The organism is endosymbiont of Riftia pachyptila (vent Ph05) (genome assembly GCF_000224455.1).
In the GTDB taxonomy this organism is placed as follows: Bacteria; Pseudomonadota; Gammaproteobacteria; order Chromatiales; family Chromatiaceae; genus Endoriftia; species Endoriftia persephonae.
In genome coordinates this window covers 1-25,360 of the sequence record NZ_AFOC01000018.1, presented here as the reverse complement: position 1 = coordinate 25,360, position 25,360 = coordinate 1, and the positions used below count along the sequence as shown (strand labels likewise).

23 protein-coding genes and 1 pseudogene are annotated in these 25,360 nt (G+C 59.9%); 5 read left to right on the top strand and 19 right to left on the bottom strand.

Annotated elements, in window-relative coordinates:
* Nucleotides 1-17 precede the first annotated feature (17 nt).
* Nucleotides 18-905, top strand: a complete 888-nt coding sequence (locus tag RIFP1SYM_RS04455; RefSeq protein ID WP_039959714.1) for a MotY family protein — start codon at nucleotides 18-20, stop codon at nucleotides 903-905.
* An 81-nt stretch (nucleotides 906-986) separates the two neighbouring features.
* Nucleotides 987-1,409 (top strand): hypothetical protein, encoded by a 423-nt coding sequence (locus tag RIFP1SYM_RS04450; RefSeq protein WP_006473842.1) that lies wholly within the window; start codon nucleotides 987-989, stop codon nucleotides 1,407-1,409.
* Nucleotides 1,410-1,450: 41 nt separating this feature from the next.
* On the opposite strand, the gene RIFP1SYM_RS04445 is transcribed toward RIFP1SYM_RS04450, so the two are convergent.
* The 19 genes and pseudogenes from RIFP1SYM_RS04445 to RIFP1SYM_RS18725 all read right to left on the bottom strand — a co-directional run bounded on the left by RIFP1SYM_RS04445 (nucleotide 1,451) and on the right by RIFP1SYM_RS18725 (nucleotide 21,437).
* Nucleotides 1,451-4,048, bottom strand: a complete 2,598-nt coding sequence (locus RIFP1SYM_RS04445; RefSeq protein ID WP_039959713.1) for a methyl-accepting chemotaxis protein — start codon at nucleotides 4,046-4,048, stop codon at nucleotides 1,451-1,453.
* Between the two features lie 168 nt (nucleotides 4,049-4,216).
* Nucleotides 4,217-6,022, bottom strand: a complete 1,806-nt coding sequence (locus RIFP1SYM_RS04440; protein WP_005959930.1) for an ABC transporter ATP-binding protein — start codon at nucleotides 6,020-6,022, stop codon at nucleotides 4,217-4,219.
* 6 nt (nucleotides 6,023-6,028) lie between these two features.
* Complete coding sequence (locus RIFP1SYM_RS04435) at nucleotides 6,029-6,412, bottom strand: hypothetical protein (RefSeq protein ID WP_005959929.1); 384 nt, start codon at nucleotides 6,410-6,412, stop codon at nucleotides 6,029-6,031.
* Between the two features lie 49 nt (nucleotides 6,413-6,461).
* Nucleotides 6,462-8,981 (bottom strand): GGDEF/EAL domain-containing response regulator, encoded by a 2,520-nt coding sequence (locus RIFP1SYM_RS04430; RefSeq protein ID WP_240992011.1) that lies wholly within the window; start codon nucleotides 8,979-8,981, stop codon nucleotides 6,462-6,464.
* A gap of 169 nt (nucleotides 8,982-9,150) precedes the next feature.
* Nucleotides 9,151-9,774, bottom strand: coding sequence for a V-type ATP synthase subunit D (locus RIFP1SYM_RS04425; RefSeq protein ID WP_005959927.1), 624 nt, complete (start codon nucleotides 9,772-9,774; stop codon nucleotides 9,151-9,153).
* Nucleotides 9,771-11,150, bottom strand: coding sequence for a V-type ATP synthase subunit B (locus tag RIFP1SYM_RS04420; RefSeq protein ID WP_005959926.1), 1,380 nt, complete (start codon nucleotides 11,148-11,150; stop codon nucleotides 9,771-9,773). Before RIFP1SYM_RS04420 ends, RIFP1SYM_RS04425 begins: the two co-directional genes overlap by 4 nt.
* Nucleotides 11,147-12,942, bottom strand: a pseudogene (locus RIFP1SYM_RS04415) (V-type ATP synthase subunit A). Before RIFP1SYM_RS04415 ends, RIFP1SYM_RS04420 begins: the two are co-directional and overlap by 4 nt.
* Before the next feature lie 13 nt (nucleotides 12,943-12,955).
* Nucleotides 12,956-13,588, bottom strand: a complete 633-nt coding sequence (locus RIFP1SYM_RS04410; RefSeq protein WP_039959711.1) for a V-type ATP synthase subunit E — start codon at nucleotides 13,586-13,588, stop codon at nucleotides 12,956-12,958.
* Between the two features lie 92 nt (nucleotides 13,589-13,680).
* Nucleotides 13,681-13,929: a V-type ATP synthase subunit F gene (locus RIFP1SYM_RS04405; RefSeq protein WP_050798704.1), complete on the bottom strand. Its 249-nt coding sequence runs from the start codon at nucleotides 13,927-13,929 to the stop codon at nucleotides 13,681-13,683.
* The gene (locus RIFP1SYM_RS04400; protein WP_005959923.1) at nucleotides 13,929-14,366 is read right to left on the bottom strand and encodes an ATP synthase subunit C; all 438 of its coding nucleotides are present in this window, start codon (nucleotides 14,364-14,366) and stop codon (nucleotides 13,929-13,931) included. Before RIFP1SYM_RS04400 ends, RIFP1SYM_RS04405 begins: the two co-directional genes overlap by 1 nt.
* Nucleotides 14,367-14,459: 93 nt before the next feature.
* The gene (locus RIFP1SYM_RS04395) at nucleotides 14,460-16,337 is read right to left on the bottom strand and encodes a V-type ATP synthase subunit I (protein ID WP_005959922.1); all 1,878 of its coding nucleotides are present in this window, start codon (nucleotides 16,335-16,337) and stop codon (nucleotides 14,460-14,462) included.
* Between the two features lie 27 nt (nucleotides 16,338-16,364).
* A complete protein-coding gene (locus RIFP1SYM_RS04390) occupies nucleotides 16,365-17,417 on the bottom strand; it encodes a V-type ATPase subunit (protein ID WP_005959921.1) in 1,053 nt (350 codons plus the stop codon).
* A gap of 109 nt (nucleotides 17,418-17,526) precedes the next feature.
* Entirely contained in the window at nucleotides 17,527-17,751 is a 225-nt protein-coding gene (locus RIFP1SYM_RS04385) for a hypothetical protein (protein ID WP_005959920.1), read from the bottom strand.
* A 315-nt stretch (nucleotides 17,752-18,066) separates the two neighbouring features.
* The gene (locus tag RIFP1SYM_RS04380; protein WP_005959919.1) at nucleotides 18,067-18,480 is read right to left on the bottom strand and encodes a SirB2 family protein; all 414 of its coding nucleotides are present in this window, start codon (nucleotides 18,478-18,480) and stop codon (nucleotides 18,067-18,069) included.
* Nucleotides 18,481-18,556: 76 nt separating this feature from the next.
* Nucleotides 18,557-19,279, bottom strand: a complete 723-nt coding sequence (gene tsaA, locus RIFP1SYM_RS04375) for a tRNA (N6-threonylcarbamoyladenosine(37)-N6)-methyltransferase TrmO (RefSeq protein ID WP_005959918.1) — start codon at nucleotides 19,277-19,279, stop codon at nucleotides 18,557-18,559.
* Nucleotides 19,276-19,992, bottom strand: coding sequence for an SDR family oxidoreductase (locus RIFP1SYM_RS04370; protein ID WP_005959917.1), 717 nt, complete (start codon nucleotides 19,990-19,992; stop codon nucleotides 19,276-19,278). The genes tsaA and RIFP1SYM_RS04370 overlap by 4 nt, the downstream gene beginning before the upstream one ends.
* Complete coding sequence (locus RIFP1SYM_RS04365; protein WP_005959916.1) at nucleotides 19,982-20,602, bottom strand: nucleoside phosphorylase-I family protein; 621 nt, start codon at nucleotides 20,600-20,602, stop codon at nucleotides 19,982-19,984. Before RIFP1SYM_RS04365 ends, RIFP1SYM_RS04370 begins: the two co-directional genes overlap by 11 nt.
* On the bottom strand, nucleotides 20,599-20,955 hold the full coding sequence (locus tag RIFP1SYM_RS18730) for a glycosyltransferase family protein (protein ID WP_338063165.1): 357 nt from the start codon (nucleotides 20,953-20,955) through the stop codon (nucleotides 20,599-20,601). The genes RIFP1SYM_RS04365 and RIFP1SYM_RS18730 overlap by 4 nt, the downstream gene beginning before the upstream one ends.
* The gene (locus RIFP1SYM_RS18725) at nucleotides 20,901-21,437 is read right to left on the bottom strand and encodes a glycosyltransferase family 2 protein (RefSeq protein WP_005959914.1); all 537 of its coding nucleotides are present in this window, start codon (nucleotides 21,435-21,437) and stop codon (nucleotides 20,901-20,903) included. Before RIFP1SYM_RS18725 ends, RIFP1SYM_RS18730 begins: the two co-directional genes overlap by 55 nt.
* Before the next feature lie 287 nt (nucleotides 21,438-21,724).
* On the opposite strand from RIFP1SYM_RS18725, the gene RIFP1SYM_RS04355 reads away from it, so the two are divergent.
* From RIFP1SYM_RS04355 to lysS, 3 genes are all read left to right on the top strand, one after another.
* The gene (locus RIFP1SYM_RS04355) at nucleotides 21,725-22,456 is read left to right on the top strand and encodes an RNA polymerase sigma factor (RefSeq protein ID WP_006473854.1); all 732 of its coding nucleotides are present in this window, start codon (nucleotides 21,725-21,727) and stop codon (nucleotides 22,454-22,456) included.
* A gap of 170 nt (nucleotides 22,457-22,626) precedes the next feature.
* Nucleotides 22,627-23,725, top strand: a protein-coding gene (prfB, locus tag RIFP1SYM_RS04350) for a peptide chain release factor 2 (RefSeq protein ID WP_138921726.1) whose coding sequence is annotated in 2 segments (ribosomal slippage) — nucleotides 22,627-22,701 and nucleotides 22,703-23,725 — 1,098 coding nt in all. Because the reading frame shifts where the segments join, the coding sequence is not laid out codon by codon here.
* Nucleotides 23,726-23,865: 140 nt separating this feature from the next.
* Nucleotides 23,866-25,360: lysine--tRNA ligase (lysS, locus tag RIFP1SYM_RS04345; RefSeq protein ID WP_006473855.1), on the top strand; the 1,495-nt coding region annotated here is incomplete at its 3' end.

Below are 25,360 nucleotides of genomic sequence, written 5' to 3'. Positions count from 1 at the left end.
AAGGTCACCATCAGTTGATGCAACAACGACTAAATTCACTCTACAGATTGTTTCTCCTGATCCTGCTGGTTGCTGTGGTCAGCAGGCCGCATGCCGCGCCGGTAGATGATGTCATCTATATGGCGGAGGTGAACTATGCGGAGTGGGCGTTTGTCAGCAGCCAGATCAGTTGTGAACTGAAACATGAGATCCCTGGGTTTGGAGTTGCACGCTTTCTACAGATTGCCGGTGAGAAGTTCCATTTTTTGATCGACAGCTATCAGCCGGTTCCGAGAAAGGGGAGTGCAGAGATGTGGGAGATCTCCCCCAGCTGGGAGCCGGGCACGCCTGATCCTCTGGTGCAGACACTGCAGATTGAGCCTGGATTGAGACCGGTGCTACTACAGCGACAGCCAGCTTCCTGGTTGCTTGCATCCCTTGCAAAAGGGCAGATTGGCAGCATTGGTTTCACCGATTGGGATGATAAACGCAAGCAGGTGCAGCTACGGCTCTCACCGGTCAATTTTCAACGTCCCTATCTGGAGTTTCGCAAGTGCTTGAAGGCGTTGCCGGAGAAGGGGTTTGCTGACTATCGCTATAGCGAGGTTCGGTTTGCGTTTAACTTGCACGATCTGGATGCGTCCGCCAAGGCACTACTCAAGGAGCTGGCCGATTACCTTAATCGGGATGAGCGGGTGAAATCGGTGCGCATTGAAGGCCATGCCGATGATCAGGGGCGCAGAAAATATAATTTGAAGCTCTCTGAGCGTCGTGCCATGGCGGTCAAAGCCTATCTGGTCGAACAGGGGGTGGAGCAAGCAAGACTGGCAACCTTCCACTACGGGGAGTCCCGTCCTAAGGTCCGTAGCCGCAGCCAAAAGGCCCGCGCGAAAAACCGCCGGGTGGAGATTCTCCTGAGCAAATAGGGGCGCGGCAGGATAACCTTGCCGGACGGTTTGCATCTGCCGTGTGCTCAAGCACAATGCTCCCTTTTCTGGGAGGTTGGCATGGGGAGTCGGTTATTTTGGCTGTTTCCTGCGCAGTCGCGTTATCTGCCGGGACATCGCTGGATCAATATCACGCTGCGTACCCTGCATCTGGTTGGCATTGCCGGTATCGGCGGTGGCTTTTTCTATGCTGCCGAGGGGGATCTATGGAAATCCTTTCTCTGGCTGACCCTGGTCAGCGGCCTGTTGCTCAGTCTGCTCTTCATCTATGCCAACGGCATCTGGCTGCTGCAGTTGCGTGGTCATGTGATCATGCTGAAGCTGTTGTTGCTCTATGGGGCGACGCTCTGGCCTGAGTGGGCACCCTGGCTGGTGGTCCTGGTTGTGATTCTGTCAGGTTGGATCTCCCATGCGACTGGCGATGTTCGCTACTATTCCCTGTTCCATCGCAGACGCCTGGAACGGCTGGACCCTGACGAGTGAGGTTCGCCGACCTTTGCCTGTGTAACCCGGCCCCCTCAGGATTACTGGATGCGGAAGAATCCGATCCGCTGCTGCATATCCAGGGCCTTCTGCTTCATGGCGGCAGAGGCGCTGGATGTCTGTTCCGCTAGCGAGGCGTTCTGTTGGGTCATGGCGTCCATGTTGGTGACAGCATGGTTAATCTGATCGATTCCCGATGCCTGTTGCTGGCTGGCGGCGGCGATCTCCGCAATGATGTCGCCAACCTTTTTTACCCCGCCAAGGATATCTTCCAGCGTGGAGCCTGAGCGGTTTACCAGTTCAGAACCACTCTGTACTTTTTCGACTGAATCTTGGATCAGCGTCTTGATCTCCTTTGCCGCGGTAGCAGAGCGGGAGGCAAGGTTGCGCACCTCCATAGCGACAACGGCAAATCCTCGGCCCTGTTCTCCAGCGCGGGCCGCCTCCACCGAGGCGTTGAGTGCCAGCAGGTTAGTCTGAAAGGCGATCTCGTCGATCACGCCGATAATCTCTGCAATGCGGTTGGAGGCGATGTTGATCTCCTGCATCGCCTGAATCGCCTCGCTGACAACCTTTCCTCCCTCTTCAGCGTGTTGCCGGGCGCTGGCAGCCAGCTGGTTGGCCTGTTGTGCATTGTTGGCGTTGTTGCGCACGGTGCTGGTGAGCTCCTCCATGCTGGAGGCGGTCTCTTCCAGGGAGGAGGCCTGCTGTTCGGTGCGGCTCGAAAGTGCCGAGTTGTCACGGGTGATATCAGCCGACTGCGCGGCGATCATGTCGGTGGAGGTGTGGAGTTCCCTGATCACCTGTTGCAGATTGTCCAGGGTCTGGTTTACGTCCTCTTTGACGGTGCCGAATGTGCCCTGGTATTCGCCGTTGATCGAGTGGGTGAGATCGCCCTTGGCCATCTTGCTCATTGCGAGCTCGATGTCGCTGAAAACGTTGGAGAGCTGCTCCATCAGTTTGTTGAAACCGGTGCCGAGTTGCAGCAGGAAACCGTTTTTGCCGGTCAGGTCGATGCGCTGCTGCAGATCGCCGCGACCGGCGGCCTCCACCAGGGCGTCGATCTGCTCTTCGACCAGGATTTGATCGGTTCGGTTCACCCACTGGGTGACCCGGCCGCGATATTCGCCCTGATCATCGTAGACTGGCGAGGCGATCAGGTGCAGCTTGTGGCCGGTGATTTCGGTGTCGTACTGCTGTTGAGTGTCGAGGCGGGATTGATAGGCCTTCACCAGGGCGGAGTCGGTAAACAGACTGCTGAGTGAGCTGCCGATCATCTGTCGATGGTCAAATTCAGGCACTTGCTCTTGCAGCTGAGGCGCCATGGTTTCAAATAGACTGATTGCGGCTTGATTGATGTAGATCAGCTTGTTCTGGTCATTGGAGACGGTGACCGGGCTGGAGACGTGGTCCAGCGCGTAGCGGATGCGCAGATTCTCCGCGGCGATCTGCTGCTCTTGTTCGATCCGCTTGCGCAGATCGGCCTGCATGGTATTGAGGGATTTGAGCAGAGCACCGGTCTCATCCTGCCGGCTGGTATCGATGCGGTTATCGAGATTGCCTTTGGCGATGCCGTTGGCGATCCCGACAGCGCGCATTAGTGGGCGGGTGATGTTGTTGGCAAGCAACCAGGCAAGTAGCGCTACCAAGATTACTACCAGCAGGCCGAGCAGCAGAAAGCTAAGTCGGCTCTCTTCGTAGATCGTGGTGGTCTCCTGCTGGGCCGTGTCGATCGCCTGGCGCTGGTGGGTGATCAGCTGCTCGATCGAGCTGTTGATGTGGTTCAGCAGGGGGGTCAGTTTGGAACGGATCAGGTAGGCATCGGAACGCCAGCGGTCACTGCCGTGGAGTTCCACCAGTTGCTCCAGGTTTTTCAGGAACATTGGCAGACTAGCGCTGAAGTTTGCGTAGGCTTCCTCCTGCTCAAAATTGAGCAGATCTCCTGCCTCAGCGAGGGCCTCGGTCTGTTGGAGCACCCTTTCGGTATAGATCTTCAGGTTATCGAGGGCGGACGAGGTGCGGAACGCAAGATAGAGGCGCAGTTCGTTATTCAGGTTGGCCCAGCTGAATCTGAGGGCATTGATTTCGGCCAGGAATGCCTTGCGCTCTTCGCTGGCATCCTCCGACTCTTCGGCAAGGATCATCTGGCCGAGTTGCTGGATCATTTCACGAAATATGGGGTTGATGTGTTCGCTGGCGTAGGCGATGGCCGGGATGTTTTCGTTATCACTCTGGGCCAGGGTGAGCATTCTTTCGCGAAACCCTTTGAATTTGACGATATCCGATGTGATCGCAGCGACCAGCTGGATGCTGGCTGGGTCGTTCTGGATGGCCGGAAGCTTTCGCAGTGCCTGCAATAACTCAGTGACCTTGGTCAGCCCCTCCTGATAGGCGGCCTTGTGTTGGGGCTCTTTGCTCAGCAGGTAGAAGCCTAGAGCTGAGCTGGTGCGCTGCAGGCTGGTGGCGATCTCCATCGAGCGTAGCACGGCGGGCTGGGCATGGTTGACTACCTGGTTGACCTGATCGTGCACGCCCGAAAGGCTGCTGATCGCACTGCTTCCCTGGATTACCAGAACGATAAGGACAAGGCCAAAGGCACTGAAGAGTTTGTGTCGAATGGAGAGGTTGTTGATCACCATTAACATGGTTTTCCCCGCAGTGTTATCACCGCCAGACTCCATGCGGTTTGAGTATATAAGAATGACGCTCTTGCCGTGTATCGACTCCCCTTGATGATTCTTTAATTGGCGTTTTTTGGTTTTTTTGCTTGGGCTGGAGAAGGTGGGCGTTGGATGGTCGGTGCGGTGTCAGGTGTTTTCCTGGCGTCCATAGAGCGAGTAGTAGAGGCCGTCGTTCGCGATAAGCTCCTCGTGGCGGCCCTGTTCTACGATGCATCCATCTTCGAATACCAGTACCCGGTCGGCCTGGCGAACCGCACTCAGACGGTGGGCGATGATGATGGTGGTGCGGCCCTGTAGAAATGCCTGCAGAGCAGCGTGCAACTTGCCCTCGGTGGTGGTATCCAGTGCCGAGGTCGCCTCGTCGAGGATCACCACCTTAGGGTCGCTGAGCACCATGCGGGCGATCGCCAAGCGCTGGCGCTGGCCGCCGGAGAGGCGCACCCCGAAGCGGCCAATCAGGGTGTCGAGCCCCTCATGCATGGCAGCGATGGTCTGATCCAGCTGGGCTACCTTGAGGGCCTGCCAGAGTGCTGGGTCCGATATCTCCCTGCCCAGGGTCAGGTTGAGTCGCACGCTGTCGTTAAGCAGCGCCGGGTGTTGCAGCACGGTGGCGACATTGTCGCGCACCCGATCCATACCAATCTGCTCGACGGGTATGCCGTCAAATAGGATCTGGCCGGAAGAGCTGGGATAGAGCCCGAGCAGGATCTGCACCAGGGTGGTCTTGCCGCCACCACTGGCGCCGACGAAGGCGACCTTCTCACCGGCAGCGATCTTCAGCGAGACATCATGCAGCACCTGTGGGCCATCACCGTAGGCAAAGCCGATTTGTTGAAGTTCCACCGAGACGGTTTGCTTGCCTGTGAACGGATCTTGCTGGTGGGGGAAGCGGGGTTCAAGTTCGACCTGTAACAGGCGATTGATCCGGGTCAGCGCCGCCTGGGCGCTCTGGAAGGCGTATTGCACACTCAATACCTCCTGCACCGGTCCCATCATGAACCAGAGATAGGCGAACACTGCCAGCATCTGGCCGATGCTGAGATCGGAGTAGAGCACCATCAACATGCTCAGGGCGCGAAAAACGTCGAAGCCAAACAGGAAGATGACGAAGGAGAGTCGCCCGGCGGCGTCGCTTTTCCAAGTGAAGGCCGCTGAGTGGTGGCGGATCTGGTCGGCCTTATCGATGATGCGCTGGATGTAGTGGTGCTCGCGGTTGCTGGCGCGGATCTCCTGAATTGCATCGAGGGTCTCCTGGAGTGATTCCTGGAACAGCTGGTAGGCGGAGTTCTCCTGCTTCTTCAGCCGCTTCACTTTGTGCGCGAACAGGGTGGTGAACCAGATCACCAGGGGGTTGAGTAACAGGATAAACAGCGCCAGCTGCCAGTTCATCCAGAGCAGCACCACCGCGGTGCCGAGGATGCTTAGCACCGCCACCAGAAATTTGCTGGTGGTGATGCTGACAAAGTTGTCTACCGCATCCAGATCGGTCACCAGATGCGAGGCGACGGTGCCGCTGCCCAGGGTTTCGTAGGCAGACATGGAGATGCGCTCCAGCCGGCAGAGCAGATCGCGGCGGATATGGAACACCACATCCTTGGCGATACAGGTAAACTGGCGAGTCTGCCAGACTCCCAACAGCAGGGCGATCAGCCGCAGCAGGATGGTCAGCAGCAGAACGGCGCCGATGTAGAGGAACGGCCCATGCCATGCGCTGGGGAAGAGCTGATCCATGATTGCCACTGCCCGGCCGGGCTGGTCTAGCAGTACCTCATCCACCAGCAGCGGGATCAGCAGCGGAATTGGCACCGCGACGATTGCGCCAAGGATGGCGATCAGATTGGCGGCCAGCAGCTCACGCCGGTGGCGAAGCACCATGCTCGTCAGTTCATTCCAGCTGTAGTCGTTACTGCGTAACCGGGGCGGCATGGACATCCGGGATCAATCTTCGTAACAGCGCTGATAGGCCTTCAGTTGCCGCAATACGGCAATGCGGCGGCGCGCTTGCAGAATCCGTTCGTGTTCCTGGTATTCGACATGAGCGGAGTAGGGTAGATAGGCGTAGAGCGCAGGATGGAAGATGCTGCCACCCAGCAGTGAGCCACCATGTAGCGGATCTTCGTAGAACTTTGGCTTGTAGGAGTAGGTGTGGGGCTCGAACAGAGCGATCTCCCGGTCGAGATCGGTGCAGCTGAGTTGTTCGTCCCCTGGCCTGAAGATGAAACCCTCAGGACGGTAGTAGTAGCCTGGCTTACTCTCCTCGGCCAGCAGGGGCGAGAGGTTAAGCAGTAGCAGCAGGACGATCGGTTGTAGCCTGACTCTCATGGTGGGTGTCCCAGGGTGGTTTCAGCTAAACTTGTGTCGCCTGCTCCTGTCAACAGCCTGTTGCCTGTGGGAGAAGAGTCCAACCAAGTGGCAGTCTGGGGCGCAGCTGTCGGATTAGTGGAGCACTGATTCGTTGAAGTCGTAGCTCAGATTGTTTTCCGGGCGCTGCACAAAGTTGCCCTTGGACAAAGTCCGCATCGCTGCTCCAGAGCTGCGCGATACTACGTGGATCTTCCACCTGTGGAGCGATTACTTTTATCTTCAGTTCGTGCGCCAGGCTGATCAACTCCTTGAGATTCTCGGCTGAGCCGTCGAGCATGCGGCGGTCGAGTTTGATATAGCGGATGTTGACGTGCTTCATCACTCGCTGACAATCCGGGGTGCCACGCACACCAGTCAGCAATACGCTGATGCCCATCTTGGCCAGGGTATCGATGCAAATCTGGGCGGGTTTGATATTCTGCACCACTGCTGAAACAGGGAATTCAAAGGTCAGATCCCCTTCATGCAGATTGCCGATGCGGTGCTGATCCTGCAGCCATGCCATCCGCTCCATATTTGTCATCAGCTCCACCGATTGCGAGACAAACAGGTGGATAGCCATATTTTTGCGGCGGTGTTCGTGAATCATCCCCAGCGCCTGCTGGGTGGTCCAGTGGTCGAGTTTGCTGATCACCCCTATGCGTTCCGCAGTGGGAATGAATGCGGCGGCGGTAAGCAGCTCACCATCGGGGGCCTGCAGACGGATCAACGTCTGGTAGTGGGGCGCGGCGCTGCCCTGCAGTGCCACCATGGGTTGATAGTAGACCTGGAAATAGCGATTCTTCATCGCCTCCTGGATGAGAACGGCGATTGAGTCGTTCTTGTCCTGGGCGTCCAGTTCAGATTTGGAGGGGGTGTAGAGATGGACCTGATTGCCCCCCTTTTTGAGCGCCTTCCGGCTGGCCCCCAACGCCCTGGAGATGATGGTTTCTGGGTCCATTTTAAAATTGTTGATGGGACAGATGCCAGTGCTCAGGGTGACCCCGAGCGATTTGTTGTCGACCTCGATGATCTGCTCTTCGACCTTGCGGCCGAGCTGTTCGGCCAGTTGCTTCAGCTCGTCTATCGAAGAGCGACTGGCCACCAGAGCGAGGCTGGCATCGCCGAAACGGGCCAGCACATCGTGGGGTTGCAGCTCAATGGAGATGGTTTTTCCAGTGTCTGTAAGCACCGCATCCATGCCGCCGATGCCGACGGCGTCGAGGATCTCTTCTGGAGAATCGATCTCGAGATAGAAGGCCGCCGGCACCTCGTTCGAATCTTTTCCTGAGGATTGCAGCGCGGCGATACGTTCAAAAAGATATGAGCGCGAGTAGAGATCGGTGGCAATGTCGCGGCGGCTGGGGGTGCCGCTTTTGCGCAGGATCGCACGTGCCCGCTTGATGCGGTTTCGCACGGTAGAGATGAGGTGTTTGGGGCCGATCGGCTTGGCAAGAAAATCTTCGCCGCCAAAGCTCAGCGCCATCAGTTGTTTATCCAGATCCTGCTCACCGGAGAGGAACACGATAGGGGTGTCGACATACTCCGGTTGTTCACGGATCACAGTGGTCAACTCGGTGCCGCTGGCGCCGGGCATGTAGAGATCCATCAAGATCAGGTCCGGCTTGAAGGTCTGCAGTGCCTCCATGACCCGCAGTGGATCGGTGACGGCGTGGGTTTCAAAGCCCGCTTTTCTGAGGATGGCAACAGCGAAGTCGGCCTGTGCCGGATCGTCATCGACAATCATCACGCGGTCGGCGTTGCTCCGTTTGGGAGCGGCCAATTGCTGCATGCGGTTGGCCACCGCAAGGGGTTCTACCGGGGTCGACCAGAACGCGCTGGCTTCAGTGCGCATCGCCTTGAGGCGGGTCTGCAGGTCACTCGATTCTGCAATAAACGCTACCGGCAGCTGGCGGGAGCCGTCCTCCTGCTTCCACAGGCCGCCACTTTTGGTCTCCGGGTAGAGCTCGTCGAGCCAGTCGATGTGACTGATCAGGACGCAAGGTTCGTGGCGATGGTAGCGCTCGATGGCGCTTCTGGCGTCGATCAGGGACTGCACATTGAACTGGTGACTAGTCAGTGCTTTCTCCAGGCCAGGGACCAAGTTGCTGTCGATCCCAAGAAGATAGGCTTTCTGGGTATCGACCATCCGCTCCATCTCGTTTAATTCCGAGCTGCTGCTCAGGTCATGATTTTGTGAAAGATCACATGCCTGCAGCGCAGCTTGTTTGAATGCGTGGATCAGCCCATCAAGTGCGACGATGTCGTCGTGATGAGGCTTGCTGTTGGTCTCGGCATACTCGCCAAGGTGGGTTTCCAGCGACTGGGCGCTCTGTTTTATCTGGCGTACACCAAACTTGCCGCCGGCTTCGGCCAGGGTATAGATGCGTTCACGCAGGTTGGCCAGGGTGCTGCTATCCCAGTCACTCTGCACCAGACGGTGCCAGTTTTCTAGGATCGCAGCGACTCGTCCCGGCACTTGGCGCAGGAAGGCTTGCAAAAGTTCGGCCTTGCGGGCTTTGACGGCAGCGTTATTGGCGATGGTCATGCAATAGCTTGTTTTCCGTTTGCGGAGTATGGTCATCCGCTCTGTTCCCTTGAGCCGTGGATGATAACCACTTGGTGCGTCAGGCGGAAGGGGGAGCATTGCAAAAATCGGTAACACAGTCTACCGGCTTCAGCCGGGGGGGAGGGTGAAATCCGTCAAAAAGTTGGGCTCAGATTTTTTGTTGCTCACGCAATACTTTGAGCTGAAACAGGGTGTTGCGCTCCTCCTCTTCCAACAGGTTTTCGATGTAGGCGATGGTGTTTTGGTAGCGGGGGATAATGTTGTAGCGCAGCGCATTGACGCGCCTCTGCGCCTTGCGCTGTTCGCTGATTAGCCGTCCCAGCGACAGCTCGGCCTCACCAAGGCGGGCGAGTAGCAGGGCCAGCTCGGCAAACTGCTTGCGGGTCTCGTCAAACGAGGGATCGGTGCCGAACAGGCCGACCGGATTGATCGGCCTGATTTCCCCGCTGACTGAAGGGTATTCGACACCGATGTTGCGACGCGGCAGGATCTTCAGCTCGATGCCTGCTTCCACACCAAGCGCTGCCTGGCGCAAAGCGCGTGCGCCCATGCGCAGCTGAGCCAGGCTAAGCCACTGGTAGGCCTGCTGTACCCGCCGCTGGGCGGAGCGTTTGATATCCCGGTAGTCACCGATCCGCTGATAGACCAGGCGTGTCAACAGCTCGCGCTTGCGCTCCAGCAGGCTGTGGCCCTCTTCCAACAGCCGCAGCCGCTGTTTCAGGTTTAACAGTGTGCTTTTGGTGGGTGGCACTTTGATCAGTGGCTGGTTCATACCGGGCTCCGATGGTACTTCGCCATCTCGGTCTCGCTGACCCGTGTGAGGGCCTCTTGGGGAAACATCGAGAGCAGCTCCCAGGCGAGGTTGAGGGTCTCGATGATGCTGCGGTCCTCCTCCTCACCCTGGCTGACAAAGCGCCGCTCGAAGGCATCGGCCAGCTCCAGATAGCGGCGATCGTGGGAGGAGAGCTCGTCGGCGCCGATGATCGAGGCCAGATTGCGGGTCTCCAGCGCCTTGGCGTAGAGGGCATAGAGTTGACTGGCCACATGAGGGTGGTCTTCGCGGGTGAACTCCTTGCCGACCCCGTCTTTCATCAGGCGTGACAGTGATGGCGAGATATGCACTGGTGGATAGATACCCTGGTTGTGCAGCTCGCGGCTGAGCACGATCTGCCCCTCGGTAATATAGCCGGTCAAGTCTGGGATCGGGTGGGTGATGTCGTCCGATGGCATGCTCAGGATCGGCACCAGGGTGATCGAGCCGTGACGCTCCTTGATGCGCCCAGAGCGCTCGTAGATCTCCGCTAGATCGGAGTAGAGATAGCCCGGATAGCCCTTGCGCGCCGGTACGTCGCCCTTGGCGGTGGCCACCTCGCGCAGCGCCTCGGCGTAGTGGGTCATGTCGGTCATCACCACCAGCACGTGACGGTCGAGATCGAAGGCCAGGTACTCGGCGGCGGTGAGCGCCATGCGCGGCAGGGTGAGGCGCTCCACCGGCGGATCGTCGGCCATGTTGACGAACATCACCACGTTGCCGAGCACTCCGGAAGAGGCGAACTCCTCCTGGAAAAAGCGTGCATCGCTGAATGAGACCCCCATCGCGGCGAAGACGATGGAGAAGCGGCTCTCCTCATCGGGCAGCCTGGCCTGGCGCACGATCTGCGCCGCCAGCCGGTTATGCGGCAGCCCGGAGGCGGAGAAGATCGGCAGCTTCTGCCCGCGCACCAGGGAGTTGAGCCCGTCGATGGTGGAGATGCCGGTCTGGATGAACTCCCGCGGATAGGTGCGCGCCGCCGGGTTGAAGACCGAGGCGTTGATGCCGCGGCGCAGCTCAGAGACGATCGCCGGGCGCTTGTCGCGGGGTTCGCCCAGGCCATTGAAGATGCGCCCGAGGATATCCGGTGAGAGGCTGATCTCCATCGGCTCGTCGAGAAAGCGCACCCAGGTGTTCTGCATATCGATATCGTCGGTGCCCTCGAAGACTTGGATCAGCACCTCATCCATCGAGCTACGGATTACCTGGCCGTTACGCCGACGGCCTTGGCGGTCGGTGATCTGAACTCGGTCGCCGAAGGCCACTTCCGGCACCCCGCTGACGCGTAGCAGCCCGCCTTGGGCGGAGGTGGTGGAACGGTATTCCTTGGCACTCATGGCGCGCTCTTCTCCCGTTGTGCGTATTCGGAACGGATCGCGCTGAAGGCCTCTAGCGCCTGCTGGCGGAATGCCATCAGCTCATCAATCTGCTGTGAATCGTAGAGCGCCTTGCAACGGCGTAGTCTGGAGAGCACCGGCATCTCTCTCAACTCCTCCACCGGTACGCCCAGTTCGATCAGTTCGGCGCCCTGGTCGTAGACGCTGAGGATCAGCTCGAGCAGCAGAAACTGTTTCTTTGGCGAGCAGAAGGTGTCCACCGGGTCGAGTGCGCTCTGCTGCAGCACCCCATCCTTGATCAGCGAGGCCCCCTCCAACACCCAGCGTTGGGCGGAGGAGAGCGCCTCCGGTCCGACCAGATTGACGATGCGTGACAGCTCCGCATCCCGCGCCAGAATCGCCAGCGCCTGGGCGCGGCGTTTCTGCCAGCCGCGGTCGACCTCTCGGTGCCACCACTCGGCGGCCACGCCACGTCGGCGGAGAAGCTGTCGACCCAGTCGATGGCCGGGTAGTGGCGGGCGTCAGCCAACTCCTTGGAGAGCGCCCAGAAGGTCTGGATGATCTCCTTGGTGTGGCTGGTGACAGGTTCGGAGAAGTCGCCGCCAGGAGGTGAGACGGTGCCGATTAGGGTCACCGAGCCCTGCCCGCAGTCGGCGGTTTCGACTTGTCCGGCGCGCTCATAAAAGGCCGCCAGGCGAGAGGCGAGATAGGCGGGGTAGCCCTCTTCCACCGGCATCTGAGCAAGCCGGCCCGCCACCTCGCGCAGCGCCTCGGCCCAGCGGCTGGTGGAGTCGGCCAGCAGCACCACGTCGTAGCCCATGTCGCGGTAGTACTCGGCGATGGTGATGCCGACATAGATCGATGCCTCGCGGGCCACCACCGGCATGTTGGAGGTATTGGCCACCAGCAGGGTGCGCTCCATCAGCGGCCGGCCGGAGTAGGGGTCCTGCAGCTTGGGGAAGCTGTCGAGCACATCGACCAGTTCGTTGCCGCGCTCGCCGCAGCCTACATAGATCACGATATCGGCATTCGACCAGCGCGCGATCTGTTGTTGTACCACCGTCTTGCCGGCGCCAAACGGGCCGGGCACCGCGCCTTTTCCGCCCTTGAGCAGGGGGAAGAAGGTGTCGAGGATGCGCTGACCGGTGATCAACGGCTCGGAGCCGTGCAGCCGTTGGGTGTAGGGACGGGGGCGGCGCACTGGCCAGCGGTGGTAGAGCTTGAGATGTTTGATCTCGCCACTCTCGGTGCGCAGCCGGGCAATGGTCTCTTCCAGAGTGTACTCCCCCTCCGGGGCGATCTCGATCAGCTTGCCGCTGACCTCCGGCGGCACCAGGATGCGGTGCTCCACCGTCTCGCTCTCCTGCACACTGCCGAGGCGGGTGCCGCCGCTGATCAGGTTGTTGGATTCGAGGTTTTTCTCCGGCGTGAAGCGCCAGCACCGCTCCCGATCGAGGGCGGGGGGGCTGATGCCGCGCGGGATCATATCGCCGGCCTGCAGGAAGATCTTCTCCAGCGGCCGCTGTACGCCATCGAAGATACTGCCTATCAGTCCTGGGCCAAGTTCCACCGAGAGTGGCTGGCCGAGCCGTTCGGCGGGTTCCCCCGGGCGCACCATCTCGGTCGATTCATAGACCTGTACGGTCGCCTCGTCACCCTGCAGGGCGATCACCTCGCCGTAGAGCTTCAACTTGCCGACCCGCACTTGCTCGCTGGCGCTGACCCCCGGCAGATGGATGGTGACGATCGGGCCGTTGATCTCTTTGATGTGGCCTGTGGTTGTCTGCTTCATCGTGGTTTCCGAGTCAGGGCCTGATGCCGCTGCTGGTCTGGGGCAGCAGGTTCTCTTCGATCACCTGATAGATCTTGCGTTGCAGGCGCTCCAGCCGGCCTTCAAAACTCTGGTCGAGGCGGATGCGGTTGTTGGGTGTGTGCAGACGCAGACCGCCCTGGATTCTGATCGGTTCTGACGCCAGCCGGAGCTGTTTGTCGGCGGTGGCGTTGTGGCTGAAGGTCTCCCAGATCGGCTGCAGCAGCCGATGGTCCTCCTCGTTGACCTCGACGATCAGTTCGTCGTGCTCGATCATCGTCGCCCCCCTGGCCAGCAAACGTCCCATCAGTTCCAGATAGAGCGGTTCCTCCTGGCGCAGTGCCTGGATGCGCTCCGGGATGCGTTGCAGCACTGTCTGCACCAGATTCCAGCGCAGATGGTCCATGCGGCTCTGCAGCTTCAGCTCATCCGCCTGCACTCTGCGCCGGTAGGCGCGCTCCGCCTGCGCCTTGGCCAGCAGGGTCTCCTTCTCTTCGCGCAGCTGCAGCCGATCGCTCGCCTCGCGCAGGATGTTGGCGCGGCCGTGCTCGGCACGCAGTTTGCACTCGGCGGCCATCTCTTTGGCGCGATCGAGTATCGCCTGTTCCAGGGCTTCAACCTGATTCATGCTGTCGCTCCATAGCGGNGCCGCCAATCAGGCGTCTGAGCTGCTCGTCGAGCGGGCTGTGGAACTCCGTCGCGTTGTTGAGCGAGGGGACTTCAGCGAGCACGATGCGTCCCCCCCTCGTGGCGGATCTGTTGCAGCACCGAGGCACCGCTACGGCTGATGTGCTGATCGATCACCACGAAGGCGTGCTGACGTTGCTTAACCAACTCGCCCAACAGACGTTGTGTGGCCTCCAGGTCGGGATCGCTGTGGGTCTCGAAGCCGATCAGCCGAAAGCCGTCGCAGAGTGCGGCCTCTCCCATAAAGATCAGGCGGGTGGTGTGGAATGTCTGTTCGGCCATCAGATCTTGTCCAACAGCAGGATACTCATCACCAGGCCGTAGATGGCGATGCCCTCGGCCAGGCCGAGATAGACCAGGGTGCGGCCGAAGATCTCCGGCTTCTCCGCCAGCACTGCCAGTGAGGCGGCGCCGATGGGCCCCACGGCGATGCCGGCGGCGATGGTGCTGAGCGCGGTGGGGATACCGATGCCGATGATCGCCAGGCCCATGCCGATAGAGATCTCGCCGCCGCTCTCCGCGACTGCCGGGGCCGCCATCACCTCCTGCGCGCCGATGAAAATGAGCGCCGCCTGCGCCACCACAAACAGCAGCAGGTTGCCGACGATGGTTGGCTTGAACCAGCGTTGCCCGGTCCGGGCTGGCCGCATCTCCATCAGGATGCCGGCGACGATGAGGCCAACGATCCCTAGGGTCATCACTCCGATCAGCAGGTACATATGCAGGCTCCTCTCTACTATCTGATGGCAGAAAAATTATGAATTTTGAATTGAATGATTGCGCTGCGAGCACCGAAATCTACTATTCAAAATTCAAAGCGTAAGCGGCTTAAATGCCCTCCCGTCCCCCACGAAAAAGCGTGAAAAACCCTCGTAGTATTCGAGTCTCAAAACCTGGATGGTGACGATCGCCCCCTCCAGGATCAGGATGAACAGGTTGCCGAGAACCACCGTCAGCCAGTGGCCAGCACCGTTGCTCATCCCCGCCAGGGTAAACACCGCCAGTGCCAGCGCCACATGGTTGAGGCTGAAGGCGGCGACCCGCAGGAATGAGAGGGTGTTCGACAGATAGCCGGTGACTGCCTCGAAGGTCTCGATGGCGGCCACCAGAATGCGTTCGCCTACCGGTGCCTGACTCTCGATCAGCTGGTAGCCAAACAGGCTGAACAGCGAGGCGATGGCGAGGATCGACCAAGCGGTGCTGACGCTGCCATCCTGATAGTAACGGTAGCTGAGACCGATCAGGCTGATGTAGAGCAGCAGACTGGTGAGACCGTTTGTGCCGAACAGGGCGCCGTTGCGGTCGTTCAGCTTCAAGCGATTGGTGATGTTGATCAGGTTCATGACCAGCAGAAAACCGATGCCCCAGCCGAGCGCCACCGAGAGCATGTAGAGTGGATCGCTGAGCGGTGCGATCCAGATGGCGTGCAGGATATGTTCGTAGCCGAACAGGCTGCCGTAGAGAAAGCCGAACAGGATCGAGGAGAGCCCGGCGATGACGACGAAGGGGGTGAACTCACCGAGCCTGCGGTGCGCCAGCAGTGCGGCGGCGATGAATACTGCGCCGTGGCCCACATCGCCAAACATCATGCCGAACATCAGCATGAAGCTGATGCTGAACAGCCCGGTGGGATTGACCTCGCCATAGCGGGGGGTGCCGTACTGGCGTACCAGCAGGGCGAACGGCCGCAGCAGGCGGTTTTGCACCATCAAGGTTGGCACATGGGCCTGCTCCTGTGGCAGTGGGTCGCGTGCTTCGATGATGAACGGGTTTGTAAGGTGTTTCTCCAGCAGGGCCTGTAGCTCTTCAAGTTGGTGATTCGGCACCCAGCCCTGGATCAGTGACAGGCTGCCGCGGCTGTGGGCGGCAGCGCCGAGCGCCACATAGGGGGCGGCCAGCCGCAGGGTGTGGGCAGCCTGCTGAAGGCGCTGATGACATTCTGCCTGCAGGTTCTGGCAGCGCTGTTCGAGCTGCTGTGACTCGGTGGCGAGCTGCTCACGACGCCGCTGCAGGTCTGCCTGTACCTGTTCCGGTTCAGAGTGGAACTCGGGGGGCAGATCGAGTGGCTGAAAGCCGGCGGTATCGAGTAGCGGCTTGAGCTGTGAGGTCTGGTTGGTGTCGAGGCCGATCACCACCACGCTGGCAGTGCTCTGGCTATGGCTAAAACGGTAGAGCAGATAGCCGGCCAGGCTCACCGCGTCCTCTAGCTGGTTCAGGTTGTCGATTGGCACTCGGCCGATCTGGATGTCGAGAAAGCGCTCGCGCTGCTGCAGCAGGCCGAGGTCGATCTGTAGATCGTGGAAGTCTGCCAGGGTCTCTTTCAGCTGATCGATCTTCTGCAGCGCCTCACGCAGGCGGTGTCGTTCCTCTTCGATGGCTGAGCAGTGCTGCCAGGTCTCCCCCAGCCAGTCGTTGCTCTCAGAGAGCATCGACTGGTCGACAAAGAAGCTGTGTGAATCGACTGTGACAGGCTCCACCGGCAGTTGCTGGCTGATCTTGTCGAGGCGGCTGCGGGCGCGTCGATAGAGCTGACGGTAGCTTTCGCCAGGGATCTCACTGATCGCCTCGGCATCGCTGTCACGTGAGTCGGGGCTGAAACAGGCGCTATCGGCGAGGATCAGCGATGCCAGCGGCAGATCCTCGGTGAGCAGATGGATGCGCAGGTGCTTCATCGGCAGCGGGCTAAACATCGCGTTGACTCCCAGACCGGCGATGTCTCATGACAGGGTCTCCTGACGTGTGGCCAACGGAGGGACGCCGATCGCCTGCCGGATCAGGTCGCCGTTCAGCCCCAGTGCCCGTCCCTGGAGGATCGCCTGCAGCCGCTCCAGATCGAAATGGCGCGCCACCAGATAGGCCAGTGCACGGGTCAGCACCGAGGGGCTGAAGCGGATCAAGCGCTGTGCCTCTGTGCTCATCTGCCGGTCGAGCTGCTGTCGCACCTGCATCGGGTTGATGGATTCGGCCAACAGTGCGCGGATGCGTGCTGGGAGGTTCTCGATGATCTCGCCGAAGCTGCTGAGATTGGCTAGCTGCATCAGCTGCTGGCGGCCGATCTGGCGACCCGCCGGGATCAGCAGGTAGTAGGTTTCGCTGGGGGAGAGGCGATAGCTGAAGCGGTAACGGAACAGCCAGAGAATGTTCTGCCGGTCGATTAGGCTGCCGATCAGTGGTCGCAGACTGTCGCGATGCAGCGGCTCGGTGCGCTGCGCCTGGTGCACCAGCCCGGAGAAGTAGCTGCGATCGATGGCGGCGTCGAGGGAGAAGGGTTCGTTCTTCTCGGCATAGACCTGGCGCGCCTGGTGGGCGATAGGGGCGTAAGGGCCGTGTTCCAGCAGGCGCAGCATCTCGCGAATATTCTCAGTTTGCAGGAGTGCCTCGTGGGGCAGGCTGATGCTCTCCGGCAGCTGGTGGAGTGTCTCCTGGATCTGCTCGATCGGCAGGCCTTTGAGCTTGCTGCGGATCAGCGCCTTCAGGTTGAACAGCTCGAACTTGCGTGACCAGAACAGCAGCAGGGTACGGGCGCTGCCGGTGAGCGGCCGGGTCAGTACCGCGAGTTCCAGCATTAGATTGTTGATGAGGCTGCGTTCGAGGGTGCGGTTGAGCTGCTGTGTGCGGAGGTTCTGGCTGAGGATGCCATTCAGGGCAAGGCGTTGATCCAGCTCTTCTGCGGTTAGGTCGATCAGCTCTGTAGCCTGCTGTGGATCGAGCAGGCGACTCGCCAGAATGCTCACCCGGGTCTTGAGGTAGGTTTGGGTGGCTGCTTGCATGGAGGGCCGCTACTCGTCGATCTCTGGGTTGATCAACAGTGCAAACGCGGCGTCCAATGCCTTCTCTTCGCGGGAGTCGGCATACTCCCAGAGTTGCGCATGGCGCTCTTCAAAACGCCGCTTGAAGCTCGGCGACGGTCTGCTCGGCGCGGGCCTCCGCCTTCTCCAGAAAGGCGGCATGCAGCTCCGGGATGCGGGCCTCGAAGCGGCTCTCACGGGCCTGTGCCTCCTGCAGCGCATCCTGAATTGCCTGCTCGCGTCGCTGGTTGGCCTGCTGATGGATGTGCTCCGCTTCCATCTCGGCATCCAGCAGGCGTTGCAGGGTCTTGTCCATTCACGGGCCTCTTTTGGGGAGCCTCTGATTAAGTCATGAACGCGTATCTTGCGCCCAGAATATCCAGCTTCTGCGTTGTAAATCTTGGCAAGCGCTCCATGCGTTGCTCTATCTCCTGCATCCATGCAGTCGTTCGCAATAGCCAACTATTACGTGCGATTTTTGCCTTGAATCTGAATATTCTGAATCACAATCGACTTCGTCCAGACTTAATCAGAGGCTCCCTTGTTCAGCCTTAGTGTAGCCAATGCTCACGCCCTTTCGGGGCTAGCCGAGCGATCCATTGAGCCAGGTCAGCTGACCCGGGCGGGCCATTCAGTGGCTAAGGATCTGTAGCAGCAGTGCCGGTTCCGGCAGCGGCTGGCGGGTCAGGCCGACAGCGATGATATAGAGGTAGCAGGCGATGGCGATGGGGCCGGCGAGGATGCGGATGGTGCGACTCGGGCCGCGCTTCAGGGCGATGCTGCCGATCACGATGTAGGCGAGCAGCGCCAGCAGCTTGGCGGTGAGCCAGTTGGCGCTGAAGGGGTACTGACCGAGGATGGTGGCCATGGTCAGCCCGCTGGCCAGAAGCAGGCTATCGTTGATGTGGGGCAGGGTGCGCACCCAGCGGCCGCGTTGCTGCAGCCTGCCCTGGATCATCCAGATGAAGCGCAGCAGAAACAGCAGGCCGGTGATGGTCACCGTGGTCAGGTGAATATGTTTGATGTAGGGGTAGAGGTCGCTCATGGGTGGGTGGTTGTGGTCATTTCGGGTCGGCTGGCATAGCTTGTCTGAAGGCGTCCGGATGTTGCCTTGTCGCAGATCAAACTGGCTCTTCCTGAAATGCTTCGATCCGGGTCAAGGTGACAGTCTCTGCATCTACCTGCCAACGGATGTTGAAGTCGTAGAGGCGCATGCCGTAGTCGCGTCGTTTGACGCTGTTGCGATGGTAGGCGGGGCGGGGGTCGATCTCCAGGATGCGCTGGATCAGCCGGCGCAGCTGTTCAGCCTGCTGTGGCGGCAGCTGAGCCAGGGTGGCCTCAGCCTGGGGGGCGAATGTCAGCTCAATGGGGGCGCCGGGTGGCTCCGGGGCGAAACCACTGCGGGCCCCGGGGATGGCGTCGCAGTAGGGAACGTAGGGTTTGATATCGATCACCGGGGTGCCGTCAAGCAGATCGATGCCGCCCAGCTGCAGTACGATCTGTTCCCCCTGCTGTTCGACCCCCTGCAGCTCCACCACTGAGAGTCCCAGTGGATTAGGGCGAAACGGGCTGCGGCTGGCGAATACTCCGACTCGCCGGTTGCCCCCCAGCCGCGGTGGGCGCACGCTGGGGCGCCACGCGTCGCGCATCGCCTGGTGGAAGATGAAGCTGATCCAGAGGTGGGAGTAGCTCTGCAGCTCGACAAATGCCTCGGGCCGGTTGTAGGGGGGGAGTATCTCTAGTTGTCCCTCTGCCTCCGGGATCAACCCGGACTGGCGTGGAATACCGAATTTCTCTTTGAAACAACTATGGATGATGCCGATCGGCTCGAAGGTGAAACTCATGGTCGCTTTTTGAACTGGATGACCTTATGCAGTGGGTTGAGCACGATCTCGTCGAACACCGTGCCGGCGGGGGCGCTGAGTACGGTCCAGAGGGCGTCGGCGATATCGCTGGGGCGCAGGTGTTGGGAGGGCTCCTGCCCCGGTGCGAACTCCAGTTCATCGAAGAAGCCGGTATCGACCATGCCGGGATTAATCAGGCTGACCCTCAGGCCACTGTTGGCCGTCTCTTGGCGTAACGACTGGGCGAAGCCGCGCAGTGCGAACTTGCAGGCGGAGTAGACTGCACCGCGCCGTCCGCCTGCCAGCGCCGCCTCGGAGCCGATGATCACTAGGTCGCCAAAACCATGCTGTTTGATATGCGGCAGAAAGGCGCGGGCGACAAACAGGTGTTGCAGCAGATTCATATTGACCATCTCCACGATCTGCCGATAGGAGAACTCCTCCAGGGAGCCGAAGCGGCCGTAGCCGGCGTTCAGCACCAGGCCGTCGATGGCCGGGTGGAGGCGGGCGATCTCGCCGAGTTGATGGGGCAGCTTGTCGAGATCGGCCAGGTCGAGGGCGATCGGCATGAAGCGTTCTTCTGTTGCATCCCAGTCGGCGAAGTCCCGGGCGATGCCGACCACCTCGCAGCCCTCCGTTAGCAAGCGCCGGCTGATCGCTGCGCCGATGCCGCGGCTGGCGCCGGTTACCAGAATTCTTCGTCTACTCGGCATAGGACTCCGCTCTCTGTCTCTCCTGCTGGCATTGTAGCTGCTGCAGCAGATTGCGGATCAACGGCAAGTTCTGCTCGATCAGGCTCGAGACCATCTTGCCATTGATCTGTTGCGCAGGCTGGCTGTGGTTGTCGGAAACCACCTTGAGGATCTGAATCCGGTCGAGGGGGAGGCTCGGGGTGAGCACATCCAGCAGGGCCGCTGCCTCCATCTCGTAGAGACGTGTTGCGGGGTAGTGGAACTCCGGCTGGGCGACGCTCTCCAGCGGGCAGTAGTCGATCAGGCGGCTGGCGGGGCTGAGTTGCCAGCTGCGGCCGCTGTTGCGTTCGATGACGCTTTCGGCGCAGAACAGGCTCCCCCGACTGTGGCTGGGGTGGCCGGCGATGCCGATGTTGATCCATTGATCGGCCGGGTGGTTGTGCAGTAGCCAGCGGCAGGCTACCTGTATCGCGGCGTGGCCTGGGCCGCTGATTGCCAGGCTGATACCACCATCTATATAGATGGGACAGGGGCCCGCATCGGGCTGCTGGCGCTTCAGGCCGAGGCCGCGGATCAGCGGCTTGGCTTCGGCTGGCAGGGCGACCAGCAGGTTGATTCGGACTGGACTCATTGGGAATAGATTCCCATCTTCTGGTGGTGTCGTGCTATTCCTCGATAGTGTTCGGCGCGTTCGTGATGGCCGCGTTTTTCCGCACCATGGGCGAAAATGAGCGCCTTTTGCACGAGGATCTCCACCGCGGCCTGGCGATCCTCTGCCGAGAGCTGGCCCGAGTCGATGATCTTCTGCAGCGCCTGGATGCGGAAGCGGTCCATACCCCAGTGTCGGCGTGAGAGCTGGTCCGCATGGCCACCATACTTGATGATTAGCGGCTGTTCGAGAAACAGCACCGCTTCGCGGGCGCAGATTCTCAGCCAGAGATCGTAGTCTTCGCAGGCGGGCAGTGTTTCGTCGAACAGTCCCACCTCATCGAATAGGGAGCGGTGCAGCAGTGCCGATGAGGGGGAGATGACGCACATCGGCAGACAGTTGCCAAAGATCGCCCTCCCTGTTTTTGGTGTTTTTTCATGGCATTGACCCGCACGCCATTGCGTATCCAGACCTCCTCTGTATGGCAGAGGCGTTTTCCCTCCTGCGCCTCCACCCGTGCCAGTTGCTGCTCGAGTTTCTGCGGCAGCCAGGCGTCGTCGGAGTCGAGCAGGGCGATCCACTCTCCTTTACTGGCGCTGATCCCCAGGTTACGGGCGCTGCTGACCCCCCGGTTCTGCTGATGCAGATAGCGGCACTGGGGGAACTGTTGGGTGACTAAAGCGCGGCTATCGTCGTCGGAGCCGTCGTCGACGATGAGGATCTCGTCGGCCGGATGGCTCTGCTGCAGCACAGATTCGATCGCCCTGGGCAGGGTGGCTGCACGATTGTGAGTGGGAATGATGACGGAGACCTGCATCGGCGAAGCATAGCGGTTTGGTAACAGACGGCAAACCAGCGAGGAGGTATTGGTGGAGAAAGATGAGGCTCCTCAGCGGCGAAAAAATCGTTTTAGTCTTGGAAAATGAGAATTATTTCTCATTGGTGGGTGTAAAGTTACCCGACAGAATGTGTAAAATAATCCGACATCAGCTGTAAGAAAATTCGACACTAAGCGGCTGTTTTTTGGTTGGCAATCGTAGATCAAAATAAAAAGGGATGAATATGACAAAGCGCCGATTTGACACAGAAGTCTTACTAGAACAAATGCTTGCAGGTAGTGAGGAGGCGATCCAGTCCTTCTATGAGCGCTACCGGGGGCGCATCTACCGGTTTATCGCACGCCAATGTGGTGCCGACAACTATGGAAGCCAGGTCTATCGGGCAGTCTGGAGCCGTTTCATCGCGGCCCGCCGACGCTGCTCGACCATCCGGCAGTATAAGGTGGAGCTCTACCGGGAGTTGCATGAGGCACTGTGGGAGTTCGGTGGTGGCTGTGACGGCATGCTCTACACCAGTCCGGAGCTGATATTGAAGGTCGATGACGATACCAAATGGGGTGTGTTGTTGCTGGAAGAGGTGCGCTGCCTGCCAAAGCATCTGCGGGAGTGTTTTCTGTTTCGTTACGAGATCGGCCTGACCCCCACCGCGATCGGTGCGGTACTGGGCAAGCCGACGGCGCAGGTCAGCGATCAGCTGGCGCAGGCCGAGGAAGATCTGCTGACCTCGCTGGAGGTGAGTGGGTTCTCTAAACATCTGGAGTTGAAGGCGGTCTATCAGTTAACCCGTCAGATCAAGCCGCCGGCGCTGTGGGATATGGCGGTGCTTGGCTCCGTGCCAGAGTGGCTCGAATGGGGTGGGGAGTACACGATGGCGCAGCCAACGATCTCGCCACCCGGAGTCTCCGGGATGAAACAGATCGCCAGCTCCCTCTCGACAACCCGTAAATCGATGCACCGGCACGAGCTCTTCTACAACGTCATCGAATACCGGAACTAATGCCTGAGGGGGGCTCTTCAGTGGAGTTTGTTTGAAGAGTCCCTTCTCCTAGCGCCAAGGATGGCGCGCCCTCCCCAGCTTATCCCACCTGATCGCCCGACTTCCTCTCCGGGTTTATTGCGCTGCACGGCTCGTGTAACATGATGGGTTTTTCCGCGAGCGCCCAGGCAATGCAAGAAATCAACCCGATCACCAATAAAATCAATGAGCTGAAGGGGCGTTGTGAGTCCCTTAGGGGGTATCTTTGACTATGCCGAGAAGCAGGAACGGTTAGTCGAGGTACTGCGAGAGCTGGAAGATCCGGGGGTCTGGAGCGACCAGGCGCGGGCCCAGGCGCTGGGCCGGGAGCGCGCCAGCCTGGAGGCAGTGGTGGAGACTATCGATGCCCTGGATGTTGGTCTCGCAGACGCTGTCGATCTGTTGGAGATGGCGGTTGAAGAGGCGGATGATGAGGCGCTCGATGCGGTGGTCGCCGATCTGGACGCGTTCGAGCAGCGCATCGCAGAGCTGGAGTTTCGCCGCATGTTCTCCGGTGAGATGGACCCGAGCAACGCCTTTCTCGATATCCAGGCCGGCTCAGGCGGTACCGAGGCGCAGGATTGGGCCGAGATGCTACTGCGCATGTATCTGCGGTGGGGTGAGGCGCACGGCTTTAAGACCGAGCTGATGGAGGCCTCGCCAGGAGAGGTAGCCGGTATCAAGTCGGCCACCATCCGGTTTGAAGGGGAGTACGCCTTTGGCTGGCTGCGTACCGAGACCGGCGTGCACCGGCTGGTGCGCAAGTCGCCGTTTGACTCAGGCAATCGGCGCCATACCTCCTTCTCGGCAGTGTTTGTCTCGCCGGAAATCGACGACTCGATCGAGATCGAGATCAACCCTGCGGATCTGCGGATCGACGTCTACCGTGCCTCTGGTGCTGGCGGTCAGCACGTCAACCGTACTGAATCAGCAGTGCGCATCACACACAACCCCACCGGCATCGTGGTGCAGTGCCAAAACGACCGTTCCCAGCACAAGAACAAGGATCAAGCGATGAAGCAGCTCAAGGCGAAGCTCTATGAGCTGGAGATCCAGAAGCAGCGTGAGACCCAGCAGGCGGTGGAAGATACCAAATCCGACATCGGTTGGGGCAGCCAGATCCGCTCCTATGTGCTCGACGCCTCACGGATCAAGGATCTGCGCACCAACGTCGAGACTGGCAACACTCAGGCGGTACTCGACGGCGGACTCGACATATTTATCGAGGCGAGTCTGAAGAGCGGTTTGTGATTTTTCACCACATAGAACACGAAGTTCACAAAGGTTGTCTTGAGTCTTTGGTGGCGGGGCAAGCTTTGGCTGATAAGGTAGTAGATACTTCGTACTCTTTGTGACCTTAGTAGTTACAAGTAAAAAGTTTGAATAAAACGATGAACGATCAGGTACAGGACGAAAACAAGCTCATTGCCCAGCGGCGGGAAAAACTGGCCAAACTGCGGGAGAACGGCATCGCCTTTCCCAACGACTTCCGGCGCGACGGCATGGCTGGTGAACTCCATGCCGAGTATGACGACAAGAGCGAGGAAGAGCTGGAGTCGATGGGCCTGCGGGTGCGCATCGCCGGCCGCTTGATGAGCCGCCGGGTGATGGGCAAAGCCAGCTTCGCCCACGTCCAGGACATGACCGGTCGGATGCAGCTCTTCGTGCAGCGCGACGCCTTGGAAGAGGGGTTCTACAACACCCAGTTCAAGAAGTGGGACATCGGTGACATCATCGGCGCCGAGGGGGTGCTGTTCAAAACCAAGACTGGAGAACTCTCGGTCAAGGTCGAGAGTATTCGCCTGCTGACCAAGTCGCTGCGGCCCCTGCCGGAGAAGTTTCACGGCATTACGGATCAGGAGTTGCGCTACCGCCAGCGTTATGTCGACCTGATCATGAACGAGGATTCGCGGCGGACCTTCCGTATCCGTACCCAGGTGGTGCAGTTCATCCGCAACTACCTCAACGGCCGCGGCTTCATGGAGGTGGAGACGCCAATGATGCAGGTGATCCCCGGCGGTGCCACGGCACGCCCCTTCACCACCCAGCACAATGCCCTCAACATGGAACTGTTCCTGCGCATCGCGCCGGAACTCTATCTCAAACGCCTGGTGGTGGGCGGTTTCGAGCGAGTCTACGAGATCAACCGCAACTTCCGCAACGAGGGGCTCTCCACCCGCCACAATCCCGAATTCACCATGCTGGAGTTCTACGAGGCTTACACTGATTACCACGGCCTGATGGACCTCACCGAAGATATGCTGCGCCACCTCTGCGAGGAGGTGCTCGGCTCCACTAGCGTGACCTACCAGGGCGAGAGTTACGACTTCGGCAGCCCCTTCCGCCGCATGACGGTGAAGGACTCTATTCTCCACTTCAACGATGATATCAGCGCAGAAGAGCTGGATGACCTGGATAGAGCCCGGGCCATCGCCGAACGGCTGGAGATCCCGCTGAAGGCGTCCTACGGCCTGGGTAAGGTACAGATCGAGATCTTCGAGAAGACCGTGGAGCACCAGCTGATGGACCCGACCTTCATTACCGCCTATCCAACCGAGGTCTCACCCCTGGCGCGGCGCAACGACGACGACCCCTTCGTCACCGACCGCTTCGAGTTCTTCGTCGGCGGCCGCGAGATCGCCAACGGCTTCTCCGAGCTCAACGACGCCGAGGACCAGGCCGAGCGCTTCCGCAAACAGGTGGAGGAGAAGGATGCCGGCGATGACGAGGCGATGCACTTCGACGAGGACTATGTGCGTGCTCTGGAGCACGGCATGCCGCCCACTGCCGGCGAGGGCATCGGCATCGATCGGCTGGTGATGCTGCTCACCGACTCCCCCTCGATCCGCGACGTGCTGCTGTTTCCGCACATGCGCCCGGAGGGTT

Bases quoted from the DNA above. Each gene is read 5' to 3' on its own strand.
- RIFP1SYM_RS04395 (WP_005959922.1), bottom strand. From the start codon at position 16,337: ATGTTTAGCCCGCTGCCGATGAAGCACCTGCGCATCCATCTGCTCACC.
- RIFP1SYM_RS04380 (WP_005959919.1), bottom strand. From the start codon at position 18,480: ATGAGCGACCTCTACCCCTACATCAAACATATTCACCTGACCACGGTG.
- RIFP1SYM_RS04440 (WP_005959930.1), bottom strand. From the start codon at position 6,022: ATGTCCATGCCGCCCCGGTTACGCAGTAACGACTACAGCTGGAATGAA.
- RIFP1SYM_RS04420 (WP_005959926.1), bottom strand. From the start codon at position 11,150: ATGAGTGCCAAGGAATACCGTTCCACCACCTCCGCCCAAGGCGGGCTG.
- RIFP1SYM_RS04435 (WP_005959929.1), bottom strand. From the start codon at position 6,412: ATGAGAGTCAGGCTACAACCGATCGTCCTGCTGCTACTGCTTAACCTC.
- RIFP1SYM_RS04410 (WP_039959711.1), bottom strand. From the start codon at position 13,588: ATGAATCAGGTTGAAGCCCTGGAACAGGCGATACTCGATCGCGCCAAA.
- RIFP1SYM_RS04455 (WP_039959714.1), top strand. From the start codon at position 18: ATGCAACAACGACTAAATTCACTCTACAGATTGTTTCTCCTGATCCTG.
- RIFP1SYM_RS04425 (WP_005959927.1), bottom strand. From the start codon at position 9,774: ATGAACCAGCCACTGATCAAAGTGCCACCCACCAAAAGCACACTGTTA.
- RIFP1SYM_RS04365 (WP_005959916.1), bottom strand. From the start codon at position 20,602: ATGAGTCCAGTCCGAATCAACCTGCTGGTCGCCCTGCCAGCCGAAGCC.
- RIFP1SYM_RS04355 (WP_006473854.1), top strand. From the start codon at position 21,725: ATGCTTGCAGGTAGTGAGGAGGCGATCCAGTCCTTCTATGAGCGCTAC.
- RIFP1SYM_RS04430 (WP_240992011.1), bottom strand. From the start codon at position 8,981: ATGACCATCGCCAATAACGCTGCCGTCAAAGCCCGCAAGGCCGAACTT.
- RIFP1SYM_RS04385 (WP_005959920.1), bottom strand. From the start codon at position 17,751: ATGGACAAGACCCTGCAACGCCTGCTGGATGCCGAGATGGAAGCGGAG.
- RIFP1SYM_RS04370 (WP_005959917.1), bottom strand. From the start codon at position 19,992: ATGCCGAGTAGACGAAGAATTCTGGTAACCGGCGCCAGCCGCGGCATC.
- RIFP1SYM_RS04390 (WP_005959921.1), bottom strand. From the start codon at position 17,417: ATGCAAGCAGCCACCCAAACCTACCTCAAGACCCGGGTGAGCATTCTG.
- RIFP1SYM_RS04450 (WP_006473842.1), top strand. From the start codon at position 987: ATGGGGAGTCGGTTATTTTGGCTGTTTCCTGCGCAGTCGCGTTATCTG.
- tsaA (WP_005959918.1), bottom strand. From the start codon at position 19,279: ATGAGTTTCACCTTCGAGCCGATCGGCATCATCCATAGTTGTTTCAAA.
- RIFP1SYM_RS04400 (WP_005959923.1), bottom strand. From the start codon at position 14,366: ATGTACCTGCTGATCGGAGTGATGACCCTAGGGATCGTTGGCCTCATC.
- RIFP1SYM_RS18725 (WP_005959914.1), bottom strand. From the start codon at position 21,437: ATGCAGGTCTCCGTCATCATTCCCACTCACAATCGTGCAGCCACCCTG.
- RIFP1SYM_RS04445 (WP_039959713.1), bottom strand. From the start codon at position 4,048: ATGGTGATCAACAACCTCTCCATTCGACACAAACTCTTCAGTGCCTTT.
- RIFP1SYM_RS04405 (WP_050798704.1), bottom strand. From the start codon at position 13,929: ATGGCCGAACAGACATTCCACACCACCCGCCTGATCTTTATGGGAGAG.